The organism is Martinezella tropici, from assembly GCF_003287875.1.
Classification (GTDB): Bacteria; Pseudomonadota; Alphaproteobacteria; order Rhizobiales; family Rhizobiaceae; genus Rhizobium; species Rhizobium tropici_C.
In genome coordinates, this window is the sequence record NZ_QMKK01000035.1 from 40,487 (window position 1) to 60,997 (window position 20,511).

Here is a 20,511-nt window from a genome sequence, read left to right on the forward strand (position 1 = left end):
GCCAGCAACCTTGCGTTGCCGACAGCCCAAAATGTAGAAGCTCGCTCTGCCTCAGGCCGCAGCCTTCCAGTCCAGCCCGATATCGAGCGTCGGCGCACTATGCGTCAGCCAGCCGACGGAGATGAGATCGACGCCGGTAGCGGCGATTGCGGAAGCCGTTGCCGGCGTAATGCGGCCGGAGGCTTCCGTGATGGCCCGGCCGCCGACAATATCAACTGCCTCGCGCAGTTGATCCGGTGTCATGTTGTCGAGCAGCACGGCGTCGACACCCTCCTGCATCGCTTCGCGAAGCTGCGCGAGCGTATCCACTTCGACTTCGATCTTGACCATATGACCGACGCCCGCCTTGGCGCGGCGGATGGCTTCGGCGATACCCCCGGCAATGGCGACATGATTATCCTTGATCAACACGGCGTCATAGAGCGCGAAGCGATGGTTCATGCCGCCGCCGGCGCGCACGGCGTATTTTTCCAGGGCCCTGAGGCCCGGCGTCGTCTTGCGCGTGCAGACGATCGATGCCTTCGTGCCGGCGATCGCCTCGACGATGCTGCCGGTCACGGAGGCAATACCGGAGAGATGGCCGAGGAAATTGAGCGCGGTGCGTTCCGCTGTCAGCAGGCCGCGGGATGGTCCTTCGATCGTCGCGATGACCTCACCGACATCAACCTTCGTACCGTCGGGCACATGACGGGTCATGGCGATGGCGGGATCGACCAGCTGGAAGGCCAGCTCGGAGGCATCGAGGCCCGCGACCACGCCCGGCTCGCGGGTTACCATAGCAACGCGGGACCGATGTTCCGCCGGAATGACGGCGGTGGACGTTACGTCGCCGGCAAGGCCGAGATCTTCGACAAGCGCATTGCGCACAAGCGGCTCAACGATCACGCGCGGGAGGGGAGCAAGCGTCATGTCAGGCACTCCTTGCCATCGAATAGGGAACGACGGACCGGGCGATATCGAGGGCGTCGGTGAGATACATCATGCGGCGCTGCGCGTATTGCAGTTTCAGCGGAAAATCCGTGCGCGCATGGGCGCCGCGTGATTCCATCCGGAGACTTGCGAAGACGGCGATCAGCAAGGCCACCAGCGCAGGGTTAGTTGCCGTGCTTTCGTTCTCACAAAGCGGCAGAAGGGCCGCGATCGCGCCATGGATGGCACCGGCATTGCGCAACACGCCGAGATGCCGCGACACAATCGGCCGGACGGTCGTCGGGTCTGGCGCGAATGTCTCGGGATGTTGCTTCGGCAATCTTGCGAGGCTTGCATCCGTGCCAGCGATATCGCGCGCCGCCCGCATGCCCATGACCGCGGCCTCGAGCAGGGAGTTGCTGGCAAGGCGGTTGGCGCCGTGCAAGCCGGTGGAAGCCGCCTCGCCGACAACCCATAGGCCGGGAACCGAACTGCGGCCGCTCTCGTCGGTCGCAACGCCGCCCATGTGATAGTGAACGGCCGGACGCACCGGGATGAGATCGCTCGACGGATCAACGCCCGCCTCGTGGCAAAGGGCCTCGATGACTGGAAAGCGCGCGGCGAAACGATTGCCGAGCGCGCCTCGCGCATCGAGGAAGACCCGACCGCCGCGGGCGATTTCCGCGCTGATGGCACGGGCAACCACATCGCGCGGTGCAAGCTCGGCACCTTCGACACCGGCCATGAAGCGCTCGCCGCTTTCATTGACGAGCAGCGCGCCCTCGCCGCGAACCGCCTCGCTGACAAGCGCCAGGGGGCGACGGCGGCTGTCGAGCGCCGTCGGATGAAATTGCACGAACTCCATATCGGCAAGCCGTGCCCCGGCCCGTGCCGCAAGCGCAATCCCCTGCCCGAAATTGCCAACCGGATTGGTCGTGGCATCGAAGAGACCGCCGATGCCGCCGGTAGCAAGGACGATACGGGAGGACGGCAAGACGATATTGCCCTTGCCGGTCAGGCACAGAAGGCCGGCGACGCGATCCCCATCCAGCAACAGGCGTTGCGCCTGACAGCCCTCGAGCACCGTGATGGATGGCGCGCGGGCGACCGCCTCGGCGAGCGCGCGGACGATGGCAGCCCCCGAACCATCGCCCCTGGAATGCACGATACGTCGAAGCGAATGGGCAGCTTCGAGGCCGAGGGACAATTCGCCGGCATCGTTGCGGTCGAACTCGACGCCCAAACGCTCCAGCGCCGCAATGGCCGCAGGCGCTTCGGCGACGATCCTTGCCGCCACTTTCGCGTCGCAAAGCCCGTCGCCGGCGACAAGCGTATCGGCGAGATGCAGGGCTGCACTATCGCCCTTGCCGATACTGGCGGCGATGCCGCCCTGTGCCCAGGCGCTCGACGTTTCCGCTCCGATCAGGGCACGGGTGACGATAACGGCCGGCTCGGGCGCCAGCGTCAGCGCCGTCATCAATCCGGCAAGGCCGCTGCCGACGATGACGACGCGGCCGCCAAGTTCTTCGAGGATCTCGCTCATATCGCCAGCATCCTTTCTACCGCCCGACGGGCGTCGGCGGCAATTGCCGGGTCGACCGTCACCTCATGCCGCCCTTCTTCCAGGGCCTTGCGGATGTTGCCGAGGGTGATGCGCTTCATATGCGGGCAGAGATTGCAGGGCCGGATGAACTCGACGTCCGGATGATGCACAGCGACATTGTCGCTCATCGAACATTCGGTGAGCAAGACGACGCGCGACGGACGTTTCTTGCCGACATAGTCGGACATGACGGCAGTCGAGCCGGCGAAGTCCGCCGCCTCGACGACATCGGGCGGGCATTCCGGATGAGCCAGCACGGTTACGCCGGGATAATTCTCACGGAGCTGGCGTATATCGTCCGCTGTGAAGAGTTCGTGAACCTCGCAATGCCCATGCCAGGCGATGAGCTCGACATTGGTTTCGCGCGCGACGTTGCGCGCAAGATATTCATCCGGCAGCATCAGCACCTTCGGCACGCCGAGCGATTCCACCACCTGCCGGGCATTGCCCGAAGTACAGCAGATATCGGAAGCCGCCTTCACGGCTGCCGACGTATTGACGTAGGTGACGACGGGAACGCCGGGATGAGCCTGACGCAGCAAGGCGATATCCTCCGGCGTGATCGATTCCGCGAGGGAGCAACCGGCCTCCAGATCAGGGATCAAAACGGTCTTTTCCGGGTTCAGTAGCTTGGCAGTCTCTGCCATGAAGTGCACGCCGGCCAGGACGATGATGTCGGCATCGACCTCCACGGCCTTCCGCGCAAGCGCGAGACTGTCGCCGACGATATCGGCAACACCATGGAAGATTTCCGGTGTCTGATAGTTGTGGGCGAGAATGACGGCATTGTGCCGCCGCTTCAAACCAAGGATCGCCTCGACGTCGTCCTGGAATGACAGCCATTCGGCTTTCGGGATGACGCGGCTGACACGATCGTAGAGTGGGGATGCGGATACGGGAAGATTCATGACCGGCTCCTTATTATACTCATTTTGAGTATATTATGAGCAAATAGATATTCTCAGTGTGAGCATATGTCAATTGCGGGAGAGGGGTAATTTCGTTCCGGCGAATTCACGCTCTTCAAGCACGGCGCGGCGGAAGCGGAAGAGCTTGGCGGGACGGCCGCCGGTTTCGCTTTCAGTGCCGCCGGTTTCCTCGACCAGCTCCTGCTGCTCGATAAGCCGGCGGAAATTCTGCTTGTGCAGCGTCAGGCCGGCGAGCGCCTCGACCGTCTTCTGCAATTGCAGCAGCGTAAAATTCTCGGGCATGAGCTCGAAGACGACGGGACGGTACTTGATCTTGGCCCGCAGCCGGGCCATGCCGGTCGCAAGGATGCGGCGATGATCGGCAAACATCGACCGGCCGAAATTATGCTTGAGATCGCAGCCCGCCTCGGCAACGAGCCCTGCTTCGTAGAGCAGTTCATAGCGCTGCAGAACGAGATCCTCGTTCCATGCCGCACCATTCAGCCCGAAATCGAAGTCGGCCCGCCGGCGGCGCTGGCCCCTGCGCATCGCGTCCTCCTCGATCCAGGATGTGAGCCGAGCGGCGATATCGTCCAGCATCGCCGGTCGCCCGCCCCGATGATCCTCCCAAGGGAGATATTCATACCAGCCATGCCAGCCCGGCGTTCCGCCCCCGGGGGCCGCCTGCTCGCGCACGAGCCCCAGATAGCTGATGGAAATCGTGCGCCCGCCGAGAATTTCGTTGTTTCGATCGCGATCAGCAAACGTGTAGAGCTGCTCCAGATAGCCGACAGGGTGGGCCGTCTGTTCCTGAATCCATTCGCGCAATCCGCTCTGCAGCGTGCGATGTCCGAGTTCAAACGGGCCGGATGGCAAGGCATCGCCCGACCGAACCGTCATCACCCTTGGATCGCCGCCCGTAACGGCCGTCAAAACTGCGATCAACTCGGCATGCGCAAGCCCGATGGTCAAGCGAACTCCATGATTTGTTTGCCTGTAAACCTTGTCGCATGAAGTAAGACACAAGCCAATGCGGGTTCTGGTACGCTCCACACCTCACATCGGTCCGAAAAGCCGACAGGCTAACGGCTCACATAATCCGGATATTGCTCGCAAATGAGATCGACGATCGACAAGGTGCCTGACAAATGCCGGCGCAGAGCAGCGACGGCGGCTTCCGCATCGGCCGAGCGGACAGTATCGACCACGGCTTGATGATCGACAATGATCTGCTCGAGCTTGCCTGGCATTGGCAGGTTGAGCATGCGCAGCCGGTCGAGATGCACGCTTTGGCGCCGGACCGTAGACCAGAGACCGAGAATGCCGGCCCGCTCATAGAGAACGCGATGGAAATCCTTGTCGAGCATGTCGAAGAGATCATAGGTTTCCTGTGACGCCATATGCTTCTGGCGCGCCAGGATGCCTTCGAGGATTGCTGCGGTTTCCGCAGGCGAATCCGCAGCCAGCCTGCGGACCGCCTCGAGTTCGATCGACAATCGCAGGAAATGCGCCTCGGTCGCGTTGCGAATATCGATCCTCGCAACGACAGTCGCATATTGCGGATAGACCTCCACCAGCCCCTCCTCCTCAAGCCGGATCAGGGCATCGCGCACGGGGGTCTGGCTGACATTGAATTCGCTTTGCAGCGAGATGCGCGACAAGACTGTCGTTGGCGGCAGGCTCATCGAAAGAATGCGTGATCGCAGGATCTCCAGAATCTGAGGCGCGACTTGGCGGGAGCGATCAAGGGCAAATTCCTTCGGATTGAGCTTCACCGGCGGCCTTTCTGGTCAAGAGCGTCTATTCATTAAGCACAATTCATGGGTTGATGCACTGATACATTAGTGCTTTAGTGAGCCGACGCCAAGCTCATTTCTGGCAGTTGGCGCAATCAACAGGATTGAGCGTGCAGATGTCGCAGCCAGCAATCGGAATTGATGCGACGCTGACATCGCCCCACTCTTCGGCCCTCGTTAAAGACAAGGCGCAAATACGATGAACAGCAGGAAGAAGCCCCAGGACTTGCGCAGTGCCAGATGGTTTGCGCCTGATGATCTCAGAAGCTCGGGACACCGCTCACGCACGATGCAGATGGGCTATGCGCCCGAAGAATGGACCGATAAGCCCGTCATCGCCATCCTGAACACATGGTCCGACGCCAATCCCTGCCATGCGCATTTCAAACATCGCGTCGAGGACGTCAAACGCGGCATTCTGCAGGCCGGAGGCTTCCCTCTGGAACTGCCCGCCCTTTCGCTGTCGGAAAGCTATGTGAAGCCGACGACCATGCTCTATCGCAACATGCTGGCGATGGAAGCAGAAGAACTCTTGCGCTCGCACCCTGTCGACGGCGCCGTGCTGATGGGCGGCTGCGACAAGACCACGCCCGGCCTCGTCATGGGCGCGCTTTCCATGGGGCTGCCGATGATCTACCTCCCGGCCGGCCCGATGCTGCGCGGCAACTATCGCGGCGAATATCTGGGCTCGGGGTCCGATGCCTGGAAATTCTGGGATGAGCGCCGCGCCGGCACCATTTCGGAGAAGGAATGGGTCGATGTCGAGGCCGGCATCGCCCGCTCCTATGGTCACTGCATGACCATGGGCACGGCAAGCACGATGACGGCGATCGCCGAGGCGCTGGGCCTCAACCTGCCTGGTGCAAGCTCGATCCCCGCGCCGGATGCCAATCACATCCGCATGTCATCAGCTGTCGGCCGGCGTATCGTCGAGATGGTTTGGGAAGATCTGGTCCCCTCGAAGATCGTCACGCAGGCCGCCGTCAACAATGCGGTTGCGGTGGCGATGGCGACGGGCTGTTCCACCAATGCCGTCGTGCATCTGATCGCGATGGCCAGGCGCGCCGGCATCAATCTCTCGCTCGACGATCTCGACAAGGCAGGGCGCACGACGCCGGTGCTCGCCAATATCAGACCGACCGGCAAGACCTATCTGATGGAGGATTTCTACTATGCCGGCGGCCTGCGCGCGCTGATGGCGAAGCTCTCTTCCAAGCTCGATCTCTCGGCGCTGACCGTCTCCGGCGTCACCCTCGGCGAGACGCTGGAGGGGGCGAAATGCTACAATGACGACGTCATCCGCTCGCTCGACAATCCGGTCTATCATGAGGGGTCGCTTGCGGTGCTGAAGGGCAATCTTGCGCCGACCGGCGCCGTCATCAAACCGGCCGCCTGCGACCCACGCTTCCACAAGCATCAGGGACCGGCACTGGTCTTCGACAGCTATCCGGAGATGAAGGCGGCCGTCGACAACGAGAATCTCGACATCACACCCGACCACGTCATGGTACTGCGCGGCGCCGGCCCGCAAGGCGGCCCCGGCATGCCGGAATGGGGAATGCTGCCGATCCCGAAAGCACTGCTGAAGAAGGGCTACAGGGACATGCTCCGCCTCTCCGATGCCCGCATGAGCGGCACGAGCTATGGCGCCTGCATCCTGCACGTCTCGCCGGAATCTTATGTCGGCGGCCCGCTGGCGCTGCTGCGCAACGGCGATATCGTTCGTCTTGATCTCGAGGCGCGGCGCATCGACATGCTTGTCGACGAGGACGAGCTGAAGCGGCGGCGCGATGCCTGGGTCAAGCCGGCGGAAAAATTCGGCCGCGGCTATGGCTGGATGTTCTCGCGCCATGTGGCGCAGGCCGATACCGGCTGCGATTTCGACTTCCTGGAACGCAGCTTCGGCCCGACGCCGGGCGAACCCGACATCTATTGATCACGAGGGATTTATCGCATGAGCAATTTTGTGCTGAGCAATGAGACGCGCGACAAGCTGATGGGCGTCGCAACACCGACGATCGCCACCGCACTTTTCCGGCGTGGCCTGCGCAACCAATTCATTCAGGATGTGCGGCCGCTCTCACCGAAGAAGGCGAACATGGTCGGCCAGGCCTTCACGCTGCGCTATATTCCGGCGCGAGAGGACCTGAACACGCTCGAAGTCTTCCGCAACCCCGAGCATCCGCAACGGGCCGCCGTCGAACAATGCCCGCCCGGCTTCGTACTGGTCATGGATAGCCGCAAGGATGCACGCGCCGCCTCGGCCGGCTCCATTCTCATCTCGCGCCTACAGGTACGTGGCGTGGCCGGCGTCGTCACCGATGGCGGCTTGCGCGACAGCCCGGAAATCGCCGCCCTCGACATTCCCTCCTATCATCACCGCCCGTCCGCGCCGACGAACCTGACGCTGCATCAGGCCATCGAAATCAATGGCCCGATCGGCTGCGGCGATGTGGCGGTTTTCCCAGGCGACGTTCTCGTCGGCGACAATGAGGGCGTCATCGTCATTCCGGCGCACCTTGCCGATGAAATCGCCACTGAGACCGTGGAAATGACGGCCTATGAGGATTTCGTCACCGAGGAAGTCATGAACGGCGCGACCATCATCGGTCTTTATCCTGCGACCAGCGACGCCCCGAGACAGAAATTCGCCGAATGGCGAAAGAGGAAGGGCCGATAAAACCACATTAGGTCACGCAGCCGGCGGATTTGCCCGGCTGCGGTCCCTCAATTACTCTTCCTTGACCAGCTTCAAGACCAGCTGCTGGAGATTGCCGCCGTCGCTGAATTCGACCTTGTCGAAGTCGCTGTTTTTCTGCCGCTCTTTGCTGGAAATCTCCCCGAGCCGTTTTGTGAGCTCGACGCGGATCTTGCTGCATTTCGGGTCATCCGGCACGGAGAAGCCGACGCTCACGGCTTCGATCTCCTTGACCATGTCCTTGATGAAGCCGCCATGCACACGCTCATGCGCTTCGACCCCGGCGATGAATTTTTGCCAGCTTTTGCGGGTCGAAGCGGGCAATTGCGCCGAAGGTTTCGGCAATGTGTAAGTGATGATCAGCTTCGGTATGTTGACCGTGATCATGCAGGCGCCATCCGGCTGCGGTTCGTATTTCCGGGTCCAGGTCAGCTTGAAATCGGTATGGGCAATCGCCCTCACCTTGGGTCCGAGCAAGGGACCGCGCTCGCCGATCGAATCGTAGAGTTCACGCCCCGATCTTCCGGCAATCGCGTAGGTCTTGACGGTCTCGATCGGCTGCCAATCCGCCTGTGCTGCAAAAGGATAAAAAGCGATGCCCATCGCCACCATACCCAACGCAATATCTGATTTCACCAAGATCCCCATGCATCGCCGCACGCAAGCGCGGCAAATTAGCTGGCGCGATCAACCATGACAATGCGGCCCGTGTCAAACGGCCGAGGTCGATTGCAACAGGTCTTCGGCATCTTCACGCTCCATATCGAAAACCCGTTTGCCAATCGCAAAGCTGAAACCGTTGCGGGCGAAGGCGGATAATTCCTTTGCCTTGCGCTTCTCGTCGAGGTCACCGCGCCGGAAGGGGCCGAAGCCACGCTTCCGGGCAAAGATGACGGCGGAATGGAGATCATCGACCTCCTCCACGGCCGCAACGACCGTTTCACCGGCAATTCCCTTGGATGCGAGCTTGAAGGCGATGGCTTTCCTCGACTTGCCTGATCGAACTGCCGAACGCGTGCTGATCTCGGCATAGGCGACGTCATCGAGCACCTTCAGCTCATAAGCGAATTTGACGGCAAAATCGGCAAGCGCCCTGACCTGTGTATCGTTGATATCCTCGAACTTCTGCCGCGCCTTTTTAGCGATCGCATCGAACAGCTGCTTTTCAGTCATCATCCGGCGTTCGAGGCGATAGATGGTGGAGTTGCGTGCCCAGGAGAGCATGCGGCTTGTCGGCGCTTCATCCATGAAGGGGGACATTCGAGAAGAGAGGAATCATCACGGAGAATTTTACGCGAGCAAGGCCAACCAGGCAATGAATGCACTTGGTAATCATGGGATGATTGGCTATGGTGTCTCTGCGGCCACGGCATTGAAACGCCGAGCGTCGAACCCCCATCGACGGTGGAGGCCGTCTCAAGCATCACATTGCTATGGATCACGGAGCCTGCGGCTTTCCCGACCGCTTTGCCGATCGGGCACCAGCGCTCCGTTCAGAGGAGGCAGAAATGGATTATCGCAAGCTCGGCCCAAGCGGGGCCGTTGTCACGGCCTATTGCCTTGGCACCATGACTTTCGGCGCGGAAGCAGACGAGGCCGCATCGCATAAACTTCTTGACGATTATTTCGCATGGGGCGGCAATTTCATCGACACCGCCGATGTCTACAGCGCCGGCAAGTCTGAGGAGATCATCGGCCGCTGGCTGAAAGCTCGCCCCGCCGAGGCCCGCCAGGCCATCATCGCAACCAAGGGCCGTTTCCCAATGGGCAACGGTCCGAACGATCTCGGTCTGTCGCGTCGTCATCTCGGCCAGGCGCTGGACGATTCCCTGCGCCGTCTCGGCATCGAACATATCGATCTTTATCAGATGCATGCCTGGGATGCCCTGACGCCGATCGAGGAGACGTTGCGGTTTCTCGACGATGCCGTGCGCGCCGGCAAGATCGGCTATTACGGCTTCTCCAATTACGTCGGCTGGCATATCGCCAAGGCCGTCGAGATCGCCAAGGCACAGGGCTACACGCGGCCGGTGACGCTGCAGCCGCAATATAATCTGCTCGTTCGCGACATCGAACTCGAGATCGTCGATGCCTGCCTTGATGCCGGCTTGGGCCTGCTTCCCTGGTCGCCACTTGGCGGCGGATGGCTAACAGGCAAATACAAGCGCGACGAAATGCCGACCGGCGCCACGCGGCTTGGCGAGAACCCCAACCGCGGCAGCGAATCCTTTGCTCCACGCAACGCACAGGAGCGCACCTGGGCGATCATCGCCGCCGTGGAGGAGATCGCCAAGGCGCGTGGCGTTACCATGGCGCAGGTGGCGCTTGCCTGGACAGCAGCCCGGCCCGCGGTCACCTCCGTTATCCTCGGCGCCCGCACGCGTGAGCAGCTTGCCGACAATCTGGGTGCGGCCGAACTGAAGCTCACGGAGGCGGAAATGGACAGGCTGAACGAGATCAGCGCTCCTCAGCCCGCCGCCTATCCTTATGGCGAGAGCGGCAGGAACCAGCGCCATCGCAAGATGGAGGGCGGCCGCTAAATGCTGTTGGCGGCGGGACAGCCAATTTGCTCCGCCGCCTTCGTTGCCATGGTCCACAGGAATACCTGCCGCGTCAGACCAGCGGCGGATTGAGTCTCGCAAAGCCTTCCTGACGCCGATACGGAAAATAGGGATAGGGAGCCGTCAGCTCGCTCACCTTGTCCAACTTCTCGATCTGCTCTTTCGAAAGCGTCCAGCCGACCGCGCCGAGATTCTGGCGCAACTGCTCCTCATTGCGCGCGCCGATGATGACGCTTGCAACCGTCGGCCGGGACAGCAGCCAGTTGATCGCGATCTGCGGCACGCTCTTTCCGGTCTCGACAGCAATCTCATCCAGCACATCGACAATATCGAACAGCTTCTCGTCATCGACGGGCGGGCCGAATGACGCCGTCTCATGCAAGCGGCTCTTTTCGGGCAATGGCTGGCCGCGGCGGATCTTGCCAGTGAGCCTGCCCCATGCCAGCGGACTCCAGACCAGGGCGCCGACGTTCTGATCATGACCCAGCGGCATCAATTCCCATTCGTAATCGCGGCCAGCGAGCGAATAATAGACCTGATGGGCGACATGGCGTGCGTAGCCGTACTTCTCGGAGATCGCGAGCGATTTCATCAGCTCCCAGCCGGCGAAGTTGGAAGCGCCGATGTAGCGGATCTTTCCCGCCTTCACCAAGCCATCGAGTGTGGAAAGCGTTTCCTCAATGGGCGTCGAGGCATCGAAAGCATGCAATTGTAAAAGGTCGATGTAATCGGTCCCGAGACGCCGCAAGGCGGCGTCGACCGATGTGATCAATCGCGAACGCGAACTCCCCCAGTCGGCCGGCCCGTCGCCCATCGGCAGTGCTGTCTTCGTCGAGATCAGCACGGCATCCCGCCTGCCCCGGATCGCTTGGCCGAGCACCTCCTCCGATGCGCCTGCCGAATAGACATCCGCCGTATCGAAGAGATTGACGCCCGCCTCCAGGCAGATGTCGACCAGACGGCGCGCTTCCGTCGCATCCGTCGAACCCCAGGCGCTGAAGAGGAGCCCGCTACCGGCAAACGTGCCGGCGCCGAAACTGAGCACGGGGACGCGCAGGCCGGAGGCGCCGAGATTTCTGTAGTCCATCGTCTATCTCCTGTTGGTTCTTCAGATAGATAGACTGCTAAAAAGGCATGATATAGATTGCCGATCAGAAATTGATTTGTGATTTTAATTCATCATGAGCCGCCAAGAAATCAATCGTTCCGGCGAAATGGAAGTCTTCGTGCGCGCCGTGGAGCTTGGTGGCTTCACTGCCGCCGCCATGGCCTGCCGCATGACGCCCTCGGCGGTCAGCAAACTCATCACGAGGCTGGAAAGGCGTCTCGGCGCCCGTCTCATCAACCGCTCGACACGGCGGCTGCAGCTAACCCCCGAGGGCTGCGCATTCTTCGAACGGAGCGTTGCCATCCTCGCCGATATCGCCGAGGCCGAACGCCACGCCTCGGCGGGAGAGCAGGCTGCCGGCCATATCCGCATCAACACCAGCGGCTCCTTCGGCAATCATGTGCTGGCCCCGCTTGTGCCCGCCTTCATGGCGCTGCACCCGAATATCTCATTGGAGATTTTTCACACAGACCGGATCGTCGACCTGATGGAAGAGCGGGCCGATGTCGCAATCCGCGCCGGACCGCTGAAGAGCTCCAGTCTGACGGCCCGCAAGCTTGGAGCAGCGCGTAAGGTCATCGTCGCCTCGCCAGCTTATCTGCAGCGGCACGGCACGCCCCGCTCCTTAAGAGAACTGGAGAAACATTGCCGCATCGGTTTTGCCTATTCCCGCGCAATCGAAGGCTGGCCGTTGCTGGTAGACGGCGAGATCGCGACGGTACCGCCCCCTCGCAGTCTGCAGGTGAGCGACGGAGAGGCCATGCGCCACCTTGCGCTCGGTGGTGCCGGTCTGGCACGGCTTGCCGCCTTCACCGTCGGATCGGATATCGCGGCTGGTCGCCTGCTGCCGGTCCTTGAAGAGCTAAACCCCGGCGATATCGAGGAGTTCCATGCCGTCTATATCGGCCAGGGCGGCCCGCTGCCGGCCCGCGTGCGCGCGCTGCTGGAGTTTCTGCGTGAAAACGTCAGCCTTTGAAAAGAGTGATGCGGCTTTTGGAGCCGCATCACCTTTTTTGCAAATTTCAACCGCTGATCCCCATCAGGCTGATGGCTGGCGGGTCTTGCGCAGATAGGGCAACACCGTGTCGAACGAGCCGAAACGGGCAATAGCGTCTTCGTTGGAGACGGCTGCCGTGATGATGACGTCTTCGCCCTGCTGCCAGTTTGCCGGTGTGGCAACCTGATGCTTCGATGTCAGCTGGATCGAGTCGATCGCACGCAGGATTTCTCCGAAATTGCGGCCCGTCGTCATCGGATAGGTGAGGATCAGCTTGATCTTCTTGTCGGGCCCGATGACGAAGACGGAGCGCACGGTGGCGTTGTCGGCCGGCGTGCGGCCTTCCGAACTCTCGCCCGCACCGGCCGGCAGCATGTCATAGAGCTTGGCGACGTTGAGGTCCTTGTCGCCGATCAGCGGATAGTCGACATCGAAACCGGTCGCCGTCTTGATGTCGTTCTTCCAGCGACCGTGACTTTCGACGGGATCGACAGAGATGCCAATGATCTTGACGCCGCGCTTGCGGAATTCGCCTTCCAAGCCGGCCATCGCGCCGAGCTCTGTCGTGCAGACCGGCGTGAAGTTCTTCGGATGCGAAAAGAGCACGGCCCAGCCATTACCGATCCAGTCATGGAACTTAATCTCGCCCTGTGTCGTCTCGGCCGTAAAATCCGGGGCGATATCGTTGATGCGCAAACTCATTGTCTTACCTCCAAAGTTCTGCCCCCGTTGCTCGCCTTGAATGCGCCGATGTGGGGTACGATCAGAACATCCGCAGCACAATGGCGTCGAACGTTCGATATGAAAAGCCTTCTTTTAAATGGAAACGGCGACAGCCCTCGAAAACCCCTGCGGCTGGCGATGTCTGCTGCGGCTCTTCAGTATTTCCAGGAAGCCATAACCGCTTGGCCAGCGCCCGAAGCCGCTGGCAATATTGATGTGCCCCGCAAGGCCGATATTGCGGACATCGGAATTCCAGAGCCGCCCGAACAAGGTCAGCCGGTCGAGCCTCATATAGATATCGTTCAGGCTTCCGATCGTGATGCTGGGAAAAGGCAAGGCTTCCGTCGGCATCGTGCCGAAGGAAAGATGCCCGGCATGCAGGGCTTCCGTCACCGGAATGTCGCAGGGTGCGACGAGCAGCGCTCCCTTGACCCTTCGCGCGGCCGGACGGCCGGCCAATCTTGCCGTCAATACGCAGCCCAGGCTGTGCGCCACGATATAGGCATCGCCGGCCTCTTCCAGCGCTTCCTCCAGCCTTTCCATCCAGCTGCCGAGATGGGGAAAATCCCAATCGTCCTGCTCGACTAGTTGGACATCCTGATGATCCTGCAGCCAGTGACGCTGCCAATGCCCCTCACCCGAGCCAAAGAGACCCGGCACGATCAGTACTCTGGTCATGGAAGCCTCGCGACGAATAACGATAGGAAACTCAATTCGCGACACGACATCAAAGGCACCTCCTTTCAATACCAGGGCGCCGGCGTGGAGCACCAGTAATAGATCTCGTAGTCACGGGCGGAGAGTTCTCGTTCCCGCTCCACAGATTCAACCCAATCAACGGACCGCGTGCGAACATCCACCCTCTGCAGCGCGGGACCGGCAAAAATCGTCTTCAGGCGGCTGATGACATTCCATCTCATGTAAGCCTCCATTCCGGTGACAAATCCAAGACGTTCGGGCGTCACCGCCCATCATTCCGCAGCGGCAAGCCTCGTCACCGGATGCGGGAAAAAGGCCCCGAGCTCGCCGACAACCTCGTTGATGCGGTTGGCCAGCGGCTCTGACGACACCTTGTAGTCGGCGAAATCGCGATCCGATGCATAGACCGCCGTCGGCAAGGTATGGGCCATGAAGAAGCCGAAGAGCGGCCGCAGCTGATGTTCGACCATCAGCGCATGCCGGTCTCCACCGCCGGTCGCCGTGATGATGATCGGCTTGGCCCGCAGCTCATGCGGATCGATGAGGTCGATCAGATGCTTGAACAGTCCGGGATAGGATCCCTTGAAGGTCGGCGAACCGATGACGAGAGCATCGGCCGACACGATCTCATCGATGACGCTTCTCGCCTGATCGTCCAGATCTTTGCGCCATTTCGCCAGTCCGAGCGAGGCGCCGACATCGTGCAGATCGTAAACCCTGTTGGTGAAGCCATATTGCTCGCTTGCCAGGTCGGCAACGGTCTGCACCAGCGCGTAGGTCTTCGACGGCCTGTTGAAGCTGCCGGCAAAGCCGACGAGTTTGGGCGCACTCATTCTCATCCTTTCGCTCATCCCTTTCGGAAATCACATGCGTTTTCGATAATGCGAATATTGTCCACAAAAATGGTAGATTAAAAGGAACGGTGATCTCCTGGGCCACTGGAAACGGAAAATCTCTTCCCGCCTCATGCCCTCCGGCGTCACTGCTTAGGCTGCCGGCTGGTCAACCCGGCTCGCGGGGCCTCAGCACCTACTCATCGAGCAGCGGCGGGCGCCATCTTTGCCAAGCGAAGTGCATATGATGAAACACGTGCCACGGATCGCGACACGTGCTCCCAGTACTGACGCTGTCATCAATTGATCGGCTTTTTGGCAAAGGCTATCGAACCAGCAAGCGGGACTGAAAACGTCGTTTCAGCGCCTGCTGGCGGCTGCAATGGCGAAGATTGCGCTACCACCGATGCTGTAATGCTCAATGCTTGAGCACGACTTTACCCTGTGCTCCCCTGGCGACCGCATCTTGGGCCAAGCCCAATTCCTCCAGGGCAAAAACCTGCGAAATCGGTATCAGCAGCAATCCTCGCGCTGCAGCGTCGAGAACCGCGTCAAGCGTTGCGGCATCGGTTCGATGATAGAGCTCGCGGATGGCCACGCGGTTGCCTTGGTTGGCGTCCTCGGGTACTGGAACAATGCTTGCGACCTGGCCGCCATCGACCACATTTTCGATGAGATTTTTAGCCACCGGCGCAGCGGCGCTGATGGCATATTGAAAGCTGGGGCTCTTTGCCGGCACGGTAATGTCCACGCCTTCCCCGACCAGCTCGCGCGCCTCGCCCATCCGCTCGGGCCGAACGCCCGCGACCGGCTGGGCACCTATTTGCTTGAGATATTGGATGGCGGCACGGCCGACGGAGCCGAGCGCACCCGAGATCAATACCCGGTCACCTGTCTTGACACCCAAGGCATCCACAGTCTGTCTCCCGGTCAGGCCAGCCTTTACCAATGCCGCTCCCTGCTCGAAACTCAACGCAGCGGGCAGCTTGGCAACGGAGGTGGCTGGAACGAGCCCGAATTCGGCATGCGCTCCTTTGCCATTCGCGGGGAAATCGACTACGACGCGATCGCCAACCGCCAACCCTTCGACACCTTCGCCAATGTCTGCAATCGTGCCGGCGGCGTCCCCGCCTAGAACCGCCGGGAGCGGAAGCGGAATGTATTGCGACATGAAACCCTGGCGCAAAATGAGATCGAACGGATTGACGGCCGATGCCTCGATCTTGATCAAAACCTCGCCGGCACCCGGCTTTGGCGCAGGAATATCGCCGATTTCGAATTGATCGATGTCGCCATAGGATTTCAGAAGCACAGCCTTCATTGCTTGTCTCCATGGGTTCGCTATGGCCTCTACGGATTCCGGCTCCTGTGCAGAGCGTCGAGGAGGCCAATGAATGGGCTACCGGATCGGCAAGAAACGCCGACCGCTATTCAGATCGCTTGGATGACACGCTCCCATCGAATGACGGGAGCGCATTGGCTTCATGCTCGTTCCGTGAGCGATACCTGTTTCGAAGAGCCGCGCAGGGCGTTGTCCAATGCCCAGCTGCCGGCGCCGGCAAAGGCGATATAGAGGAAGATGAAGCAAAACATGATGGCGGCCTCACCCATGTTGAGCGCCGGCCAGAAGCCCTGAGGTGCATGCGCCATCCAATAAGCGGCCGCCATTTCGCCCGATGCGACAAAGGCAGCGATGCGCGTATAGAGACCGATGGTCATCAGCAGGCCGGTGACGATTTCAATGGCGCCGGCGGCGAGCATGATGGCCGGCAACGGATAGCTTACGCCGGGAATTGCCGCTGGGAACTGGAAGAACTTCATGGTCGCATGTTCAAGGAACAGCAGCGCGGTGACGATCCGCAAAATCCCGAGAACATGGGGCGTCCATTTGGTGGTATTCAACATAGTGCTTCTCCTGATTGGCCGTTGAGTGCATCAACCGGCGATGGATTTGAGTTTGAGATTTTCCGTCCGGAGGCCCCGTCAGCGGCGTGAGTACGCTTCGACAGCTCGCTCATTTGGCTGATCCGTCGGCTGCCACCAATGCCGGTACATCGCCGAAGCGGAAGCTGGATGCCGTAAGCCCGCCTGCAAAATCGGTCTGGTGATAGGTGACGGCGCCCGGTTCATCCCTTGCCGCGCCGACAGCCACCATCAACGGAATGAGATGATCCTCGCGTGGATGTGCCGCGCGGGCAGATGGTGCCTGTTCCCATTCGAGCAGCAGCTTTGCGCGCTCATAGGCGGACGAATGGACCAGGATCTGCTGGAGCCAGGCGTCAAACTGCCGGGATGGTTCGTAGCCCTCCTTCCCGCGCATTGCGGGAAGATTATGATAACTGAGGCCGCTTCCGATGATCAGAACGCCCTCGTCGCGCAGCGGGGCCAGCGCGCGCCCGACTTCAAGGTGCAGGGCGGGATCGTAGCCGGCATCGAGCGAAAGCTGAACGACCGGAACATCTTCTTCGGGATAGAGCGGCTTGAGAATGCTGAAGGTGCCATGGTCGAAGCCTCGGGTCGGATTGAGCCCTGCCTCGATGCCGCGTTCCTGCAGCAATGCCTGCACGCTCCTGGCAAGTTCCGGCGAGCCGGGCGCGCCGTATTTGATGCTGTAAAGATATTCCGGAAAGCCGTGATAGTCGTAGACCATCCCCGGATGGGCACCTGATGATATGGCGAAACCATGCTCTTCCCAGTGACCGGAAACGACCAGTACTGCCTGGACCGTATTGCCGAGCTCAAGACGCATGTCGATCAAGGATTGCTCGAGCTTGTCGAAATTACTGCGGAAATCACCGGTCATATATGGCCAGGGACCGCCGCCATGGCTGATGAAATAGGTTGGGAGGCGAAACTTATTCACGGTGTTGCATCCTTTCGAGGCGACTGCCACCAGCCTCAAAACCAGAGAGGTGATGAGTTACGCAGCGTCGCGCAATGCAAATTGATCTTTCATTATCATTGATCAATGCGACTTACATTGAAGGAACATTTCCTCTATGTTGATGATCTATAGATACGTTGATGAGCCTGCGGGTCTTTTGCACGGTGGCTGAGCTGAAGAGCTTTACCGCCGCAGCCGATCGCCTTGGTCTCTCGCCTGCAATGGCGAGCAAACATGTCATGCATCTGGAAAATCGGCTGGGCACTCGCTTGCTGAACCGAACCAGCCGCCATGTCAGCATGACGGAGAGCGGTATGCTCTACTTCAACCAGAGCCGACAAATGCTTGACGGCCTTGACGAAGTGGAAGCGGCCGTCAGCAACGTCACCGTCATGCCGCGCGGAACCTTGAGATTGAGCGCTCCGGTGTGGATAGCAAATGCGCTTGTCGCACGCGCGCTCGCCGAATATCACCAGCGCTATCCGGACGTGCGCTTCGACATGGATCTCAGCGGCCGGATCGTCAATCTGGTCGACGAAGGCTTCGATCTTGCCCTGCGTGCGACAACACCGGGGCGGCTCGATCCCGGCCTCGTCGCACGTCCCTTGTTGCAGGTCCCTTTTCACCTCGTGGGATCGCCCGCTTATCTCGCGCGCACCGGGCGTCCGGCCGAGGTGAGCAATCTCAATGGTCATTCACTGCTGGCCTGTAGCGGCATGAATGCGAGTGGCAATTTCGCGCTCGATGGGAGGAAAGGCCCTGAAACAGTGAGCTTCCGCACGGTCATGCAAAGCGAAAACGAAATCATGCTGCATCTGGCAGCATTGGAAGGCATGGGCCTGGTCTTTTTGCCGGTATGGATGACACAGGCCGACGTCGCCGATGGCCACTTGGAAATGGTTCTGCCTGAGGATGTGACATTCAAAGCCACCCTGCATGCGGTCTATCCCACCAGAAAATACCTTTCCGCCAAAGTTCGCACCTTCATCGATTTCCTCGCCTCCCGAAAAAGCCTTTGCCCGATGTCGGCCGAGACTCAATTGGCGACATAGGCCTGCCTGATCTGCAAGTCACGCCAGGGCGGCACAGCAAGAAAGCGGAACGGACGCGGGCGTTTCCGCTTATCCGCCCATAGCGCTCCCATCCTTGGCGATAGCGGCGAAAAAACTTGCCGCCGGGGCTGGGCGGAAAAACAATGCACGCTATCTGATGCATATGAGTGGGGAGAAATATTAGATCGGTGGAGGAGCTGGTCCGGCACCAAGGAAGAGGTTTCTCATGCCCAATTCAGTTTTGAATGCTCTTGGACAACCGCTTTACTATAGCGGTACGTCGACAGGTTTCTTTTCCGCCACCGGCTCGGGACCGACCCTCTACGGTACCGCTGGCAATGATTCCATATGGGGCGACAACACCGTCAACGTAACGCTAATGGGCGGCACAGGCGACGACATCTATTATATCTACTCGAGCAACAATCGGGTCTATGAAGCCCCCAATGCCGGCATCGATACCATCAACACCTGGATGGATTACACGCTGCCCGCCAATGTCGAAAATCTTACCGTCACGGGTGACAACCGTCACGCCTATGGCAACGACGCCGACAACATCATCACCGGCGGTAGCGGCAGCCAGACCATCGACGGACGCGGCGGCAACGATGTGCTCATTGGCGGCGGCGGGGCTGATACCTTCCTCATCACCAAGGGTAACGGCAGCGATCTCATCGCCGACTTCAGCGATGACGACAAGGTTCGGCTCAATCAATACGGCCTGACGTCCTTCGATCAGGTTGTCAGCCATTCCACGCAGGAAGGCGCCAATGTCCGGCTCGATCTCGGCAATGGCGAAAGTCTGGTCTTCGCCAACAAGACCATCTCCGATCTGCATGAAGATCAGTTTCAGCTCGGGCTCGACAGAGCATCGCTGACGCAGACTTTTTCGGACGATTTCAATACGCTGTCGCTGCACCAGGGAACGCAGGGCACCTGGGATGCGAAATATTCCTGGGCGCCGGACAAGGGCAGCAGCCTGAATGACGAGTTGCAATGGTACATCAATCCGTCCTACGCGCCGACGGCATCGGTAAACCCGTTTTCCGTCTCGGACGGCGTTCTGACAATCACGGCAAAACAAACGCCGGATGCGTTGAAATCGATCGTCGAGAACCATGATTACACATCCGGCCTTCTGACCACCCACTCCACCTTCTCGCAGACCTATGGCTATTTCGAAATGCGGGCGGAGATGCCGCATAATCAGGGCGTCTGGCCGGCCTTCTGGCTGCTGCCGGAGGACGGTTCCTGGCCGCCGGAACTCGACGTGGTGGAAATGCGCGGGCAGAACCCCACCACCGTCAATGTGACGGTTCATTCCAATGCCACCGGCGAGCACACGAAGACGTCTATTCCAGTGGAAGTCCCAAGCACGAACGGCTTCCACAATTACGGCGTGCTTTGGGACAAGGATCAGATCGTCTGGTATTTCGACGACGTCGCCGTTGCCCATGCCGATACGCCAGCCGATATGCACGGCCCGATGTATATGCTGGTCGATCTCGCCGTCGGCGGGGTGGCGGGCACGCCGACAGATGGACTCCCGAACGGGTCCGAGATGAAGATCGACTATATCAAGGCCTATTCCCTGGACGATCATGCCGCCCAGCTCACCACCTCGGCCCAATCCGCGCATACGACGGATTGGCATATCTGAGCGGGCTCGGAACTCGACGGACTCCAGAGCGGCCGTCCGACGCAAATCGGGCGGCCGCTGGGAAGAGACTGTAACCC

At 60.3% G+C, this 20,511-nt stretch carries 21 protein-coding genes; 6 read left to right on the forward strand and 15 right to left on the reverse strand.

The features are described 5' to 3' along the window. Positions 1–51 precede the first annotated feature (51 nt). From nadC to DQ393_RS13550, 5 genes are all read right to left on the reverse strand, one after another. Complete coding sequence (gene nadC, locus DQ393_RS13530; protein WP_112342288.1) at positions 52–909, reverse strand: carboxylating nicotinate-nucleotide diphosphorylase; 858 nt, start codon at positions 907–909, stop codon at positions 52–54. A 1-nt stretch (position 910) separates the two neighbouring features. Further along, positions 911–2,452: an L-aspartate oxidase gene (locus tag DQ393_RS13535; RefSeq protein WP_112342289.1), complete on the reverse strand. Its 1,542-nt coding sequence runs from the start codon at positions 2,450–2,452 to the stop codon at positions 911–913. Then, a complete protein-coding gene (nadA, locus tag DQ393_RS13540; protein ID WP_112342290.1) occupies positions 2,449–3,420 on the reverse strand; it encodes a quinolinate synthase NadA in 972 nt (323 codons plus the stop codon). The genes DQ393_RS13535 and nadA overlap by 4 nt, the downstream gene beginning before the upstream one ends. A gap of 69 nt (positions 3,421–3,489) precedes the next feature. Continuing rightward, a complete protein-coding gene (locus tag DQ393_RS13545) occupies positions 3,490–4,392 on the reverse strand; it encodes an NUDIX hydrolase (protein WP_112342291.1) in 903 nt (300 codons plus the stop codon). Positions 4,393–4,502: 110 nt separating this feature from the next. Next, positions 4,503–5,195 (reverse strand): GntR family transcriptional regulator, encoded by a 693-nt coding sequence (locus DQ393_RS13550; protein ID WP_112342292.1) that lies wholly within the window; start codon positions 5,193–5,195, stop codon positions 4,503–4,505. Between the two features lie 220 nt (positions 5,196–5,415). Here DQ393_RS13550 and araD point away from each other — a divergent pair, with 220 nt between their 5' ends. After that, a complete protein-coding gene (gene araD / locus DQ393_RS13555; protein ID WP_112342293.1) occupies positions 5,416–7,152 on the forward strand; it encodes an L-arabinonate dehydratase in 1,737 nt (578 codons plus the stop codon). Positions 7,153–7,170: 18 nt separating this feature from the next. Continuing rightward, entirely contained in the window at positions 7,171–7,896 is a 726-nt protein-coding gene (locus DQ393_RS13560) for a ribonuclease activity regulator RraA (protein WP_112342294.1), read from the forward strand. 51 nt (positions 7,897–7,947) lie between these two features. On the opposite strand, the gene DQ393_RS13565 is transcribed toward DQ393_RS13560, so the two are convergent. Together DQ393_RS13565 and recX are read right to left on the reverse strand one after the other, a co-directional pair. Next, a complete protein-coding gene (locus DQ393_RS13565; protein ID WP_112342295.1) occupies positions 7,948–8,526 on the reverse strand; it encodes a DUF922 domain-containing Zn-dependent protease in 579 nt (192 codons plus the stop codon). A 99-nt stretch (positions 8,527–8,625) separates the two neighbouring features. Then, positions 8,626–9,162 (reverse strand): recombination regulator RecX, encoded by a 537-nt coding sequence (gene recX, locus DQ393_RS13570; protein ID WP_112342296.1) that lies wholly within the window; start codon positions 9,160–9,162, stop codon positions 8,626–8,628. Between the two features lie 260 nt (positions 9,163–9,422). Between recX and DQ393_RS13575 the strand changes: the two genes are divergently transcribed. After that, positions 9,423–10,454: an aldo/keto reductase gene (locus DQ393_RS13575; RefSeq protein ID WP_112342493.1), complete on the forward strand. Its 1,032-nt coding sequence runs from the start codon at positions 9,423–9,425 to the stop codon at positions 10,452–10,454. A 73-nt stretch (positions 10,455–10,527) separates the two neighbouring features. Here the strand turns inward: DQ393_RS13575 and DQ393_RS13580 are convergent, their stop codons facing one another. Next, positions 10,528–11,562 carry an aldo/keto reductase gene (locus tag DQ393_RS13580; protein ID WP_112342297.1) on the reverse strand — a complete coding sequence of 345 codons (1,035 nt, stop codon included), beginning with the start codon at positions 11,560–11,562 and terminating at the stop codon, positions 10,528–10,530. A 94-nt stretch (positions 11,563–11,656) separates the two neighbouring features. Here DQ393_RS13580 and DQ393_RS13585 point away from each other — a divergent pair, with 94 nt between their 5' ends. Continuing rightward, positions 11,657–12,559 carry a LysR family transcriptional regulator gene (locus tag DQ393_RS13585; protein WP_112342298.1) on the forward strand — a complete coding sequence of 301 codons (903 nt, stop codon included), beginning with the start codon at positions 11,657–11,659 and terminating at the stop codon, positions 12,557–12,559. Positions 12,560–12,622: 63 nt separating this feature from the next. Here the strand turns inward: DQ393_RS13585 and DQ393_RS13590 are convergent, their stop codons facing one another. From DQ393_RS13590 to DQ393_RS13615, 7 genes are all read right to left on the reverse strand, one after another. Next, a complete protein-coding gene (locus tag DQ393_RS13590; protein WP_112342299.1) occupies positions 12,623–13,282 on the reverse strand; it encodes a peroxiredoxin in 660 nt (219 codons plus the stop codon). A 114-nt stretch (positions 13,283–13,396) separates the two neighbouring features. Continuing rightward, entirely contained in the window at positions 13,397–13,981 is a 585-nt protein-coding gene (locus tag DQ393_RS13595; RefSeq protein WP_112342300.1) for an RBBP9/YdeN family alpha/beta hydrolase, read from the reverse strand. Between the two features lie 65 nt (positions 13,982–14,046). Beyond that, positions 14,047–14,223, reverse strand: a complete 177-nt coding sequence (locus DQ393_RS33410) for a hypothetical protein (protein WP_162736953.1) — start codon at positions 14,221–14,223, stop codon at positions 14,047–14,049. A 51-nt stretch (positions 14,224–14,274) separates the two neighbouring features. After that, positions 14,275–14,835 carry an FMN reductase gene (gene msuE / locus DQ393_RS13600; protein WP_112342301.1) on the reverse strand — a complete coding sequence of 187 codons (561 nt, stop codon included), beginning with the start codon at positions 14,833–14,835 and terminating at the stop codon, positions 14,275–14,277. A 418-nt stretch (positions 14,836–15,253) separates the two neighbouring features. Further along, positions 15,254–16,156 (reverse strand): NADP-dependent oxidoreductase, encoded by a 903-nt coding sequence (locus DQ393_RS13605; protein WP_112342302.1) that lies wholly within the window; start codon positions 16,154–16,156, stop codon positions 15,254–15,256. A gap of 161 nt (positions 16,157–16,317) precedes the next feature. Continuing rightward, positions 16,318–16,740: a DoxX family protein gene (locus DQ393_RS13610; protein WP_112342303.1), complete on the reverse strand. Its 423-nt coding sequence runs from the start codon at positions 16,738–16,740 to the stop codon at positions 16,318–16,320. 109 nt (positions 16,741–16,849) lie between these two features. Next, complete coding sequence (locus DQ393_RS13615; RefSeq protein ID WP_112342304.1) at positions 16,850–17,698, reverse strand: DODA-type extradiol aromatic ring-opening family dioxygenase; 849 nt, start codon at positions 17,696–17,698, stop codon at positions 16,850–16,852. Between the two features lie 149 nt (positions 17,699–17,847). On the opposite strand from DQ393_RS13615, the gene DQ393_RS13620 reads away from it, so the two are divergent. Together DQ393_RS13620 and DQ393_RS13625 are read left to right on the forward strand one after the other, a co-directional pair. Then, positions 17,848–18,771 carry a LysR family transcriptional regulator gene (locus DQ393_RS13620; protein ID WP_112342305.1) on the forward strand — a complete coding sequence of 308 codons (924 nt, stop codon included), beginning with the start codon at positions 17,848–17,850 and terminating at the stop codon, positions 18,769–18,771. A 226-nt stretch (positions 18,772–18,997) separates the two neighbouring features. Continuing rightward, entirely contained in the window at positions 18,998–20,434 is a 1,437-nt protein-coding gene (locus DQ393_RS13625; RefSeq protein ID WP_112342306.1) for a family 16 glycosylhydrolase, read from the forward strand. Positions 20,435–20,511: the final 77 nt, after the last annotated feature.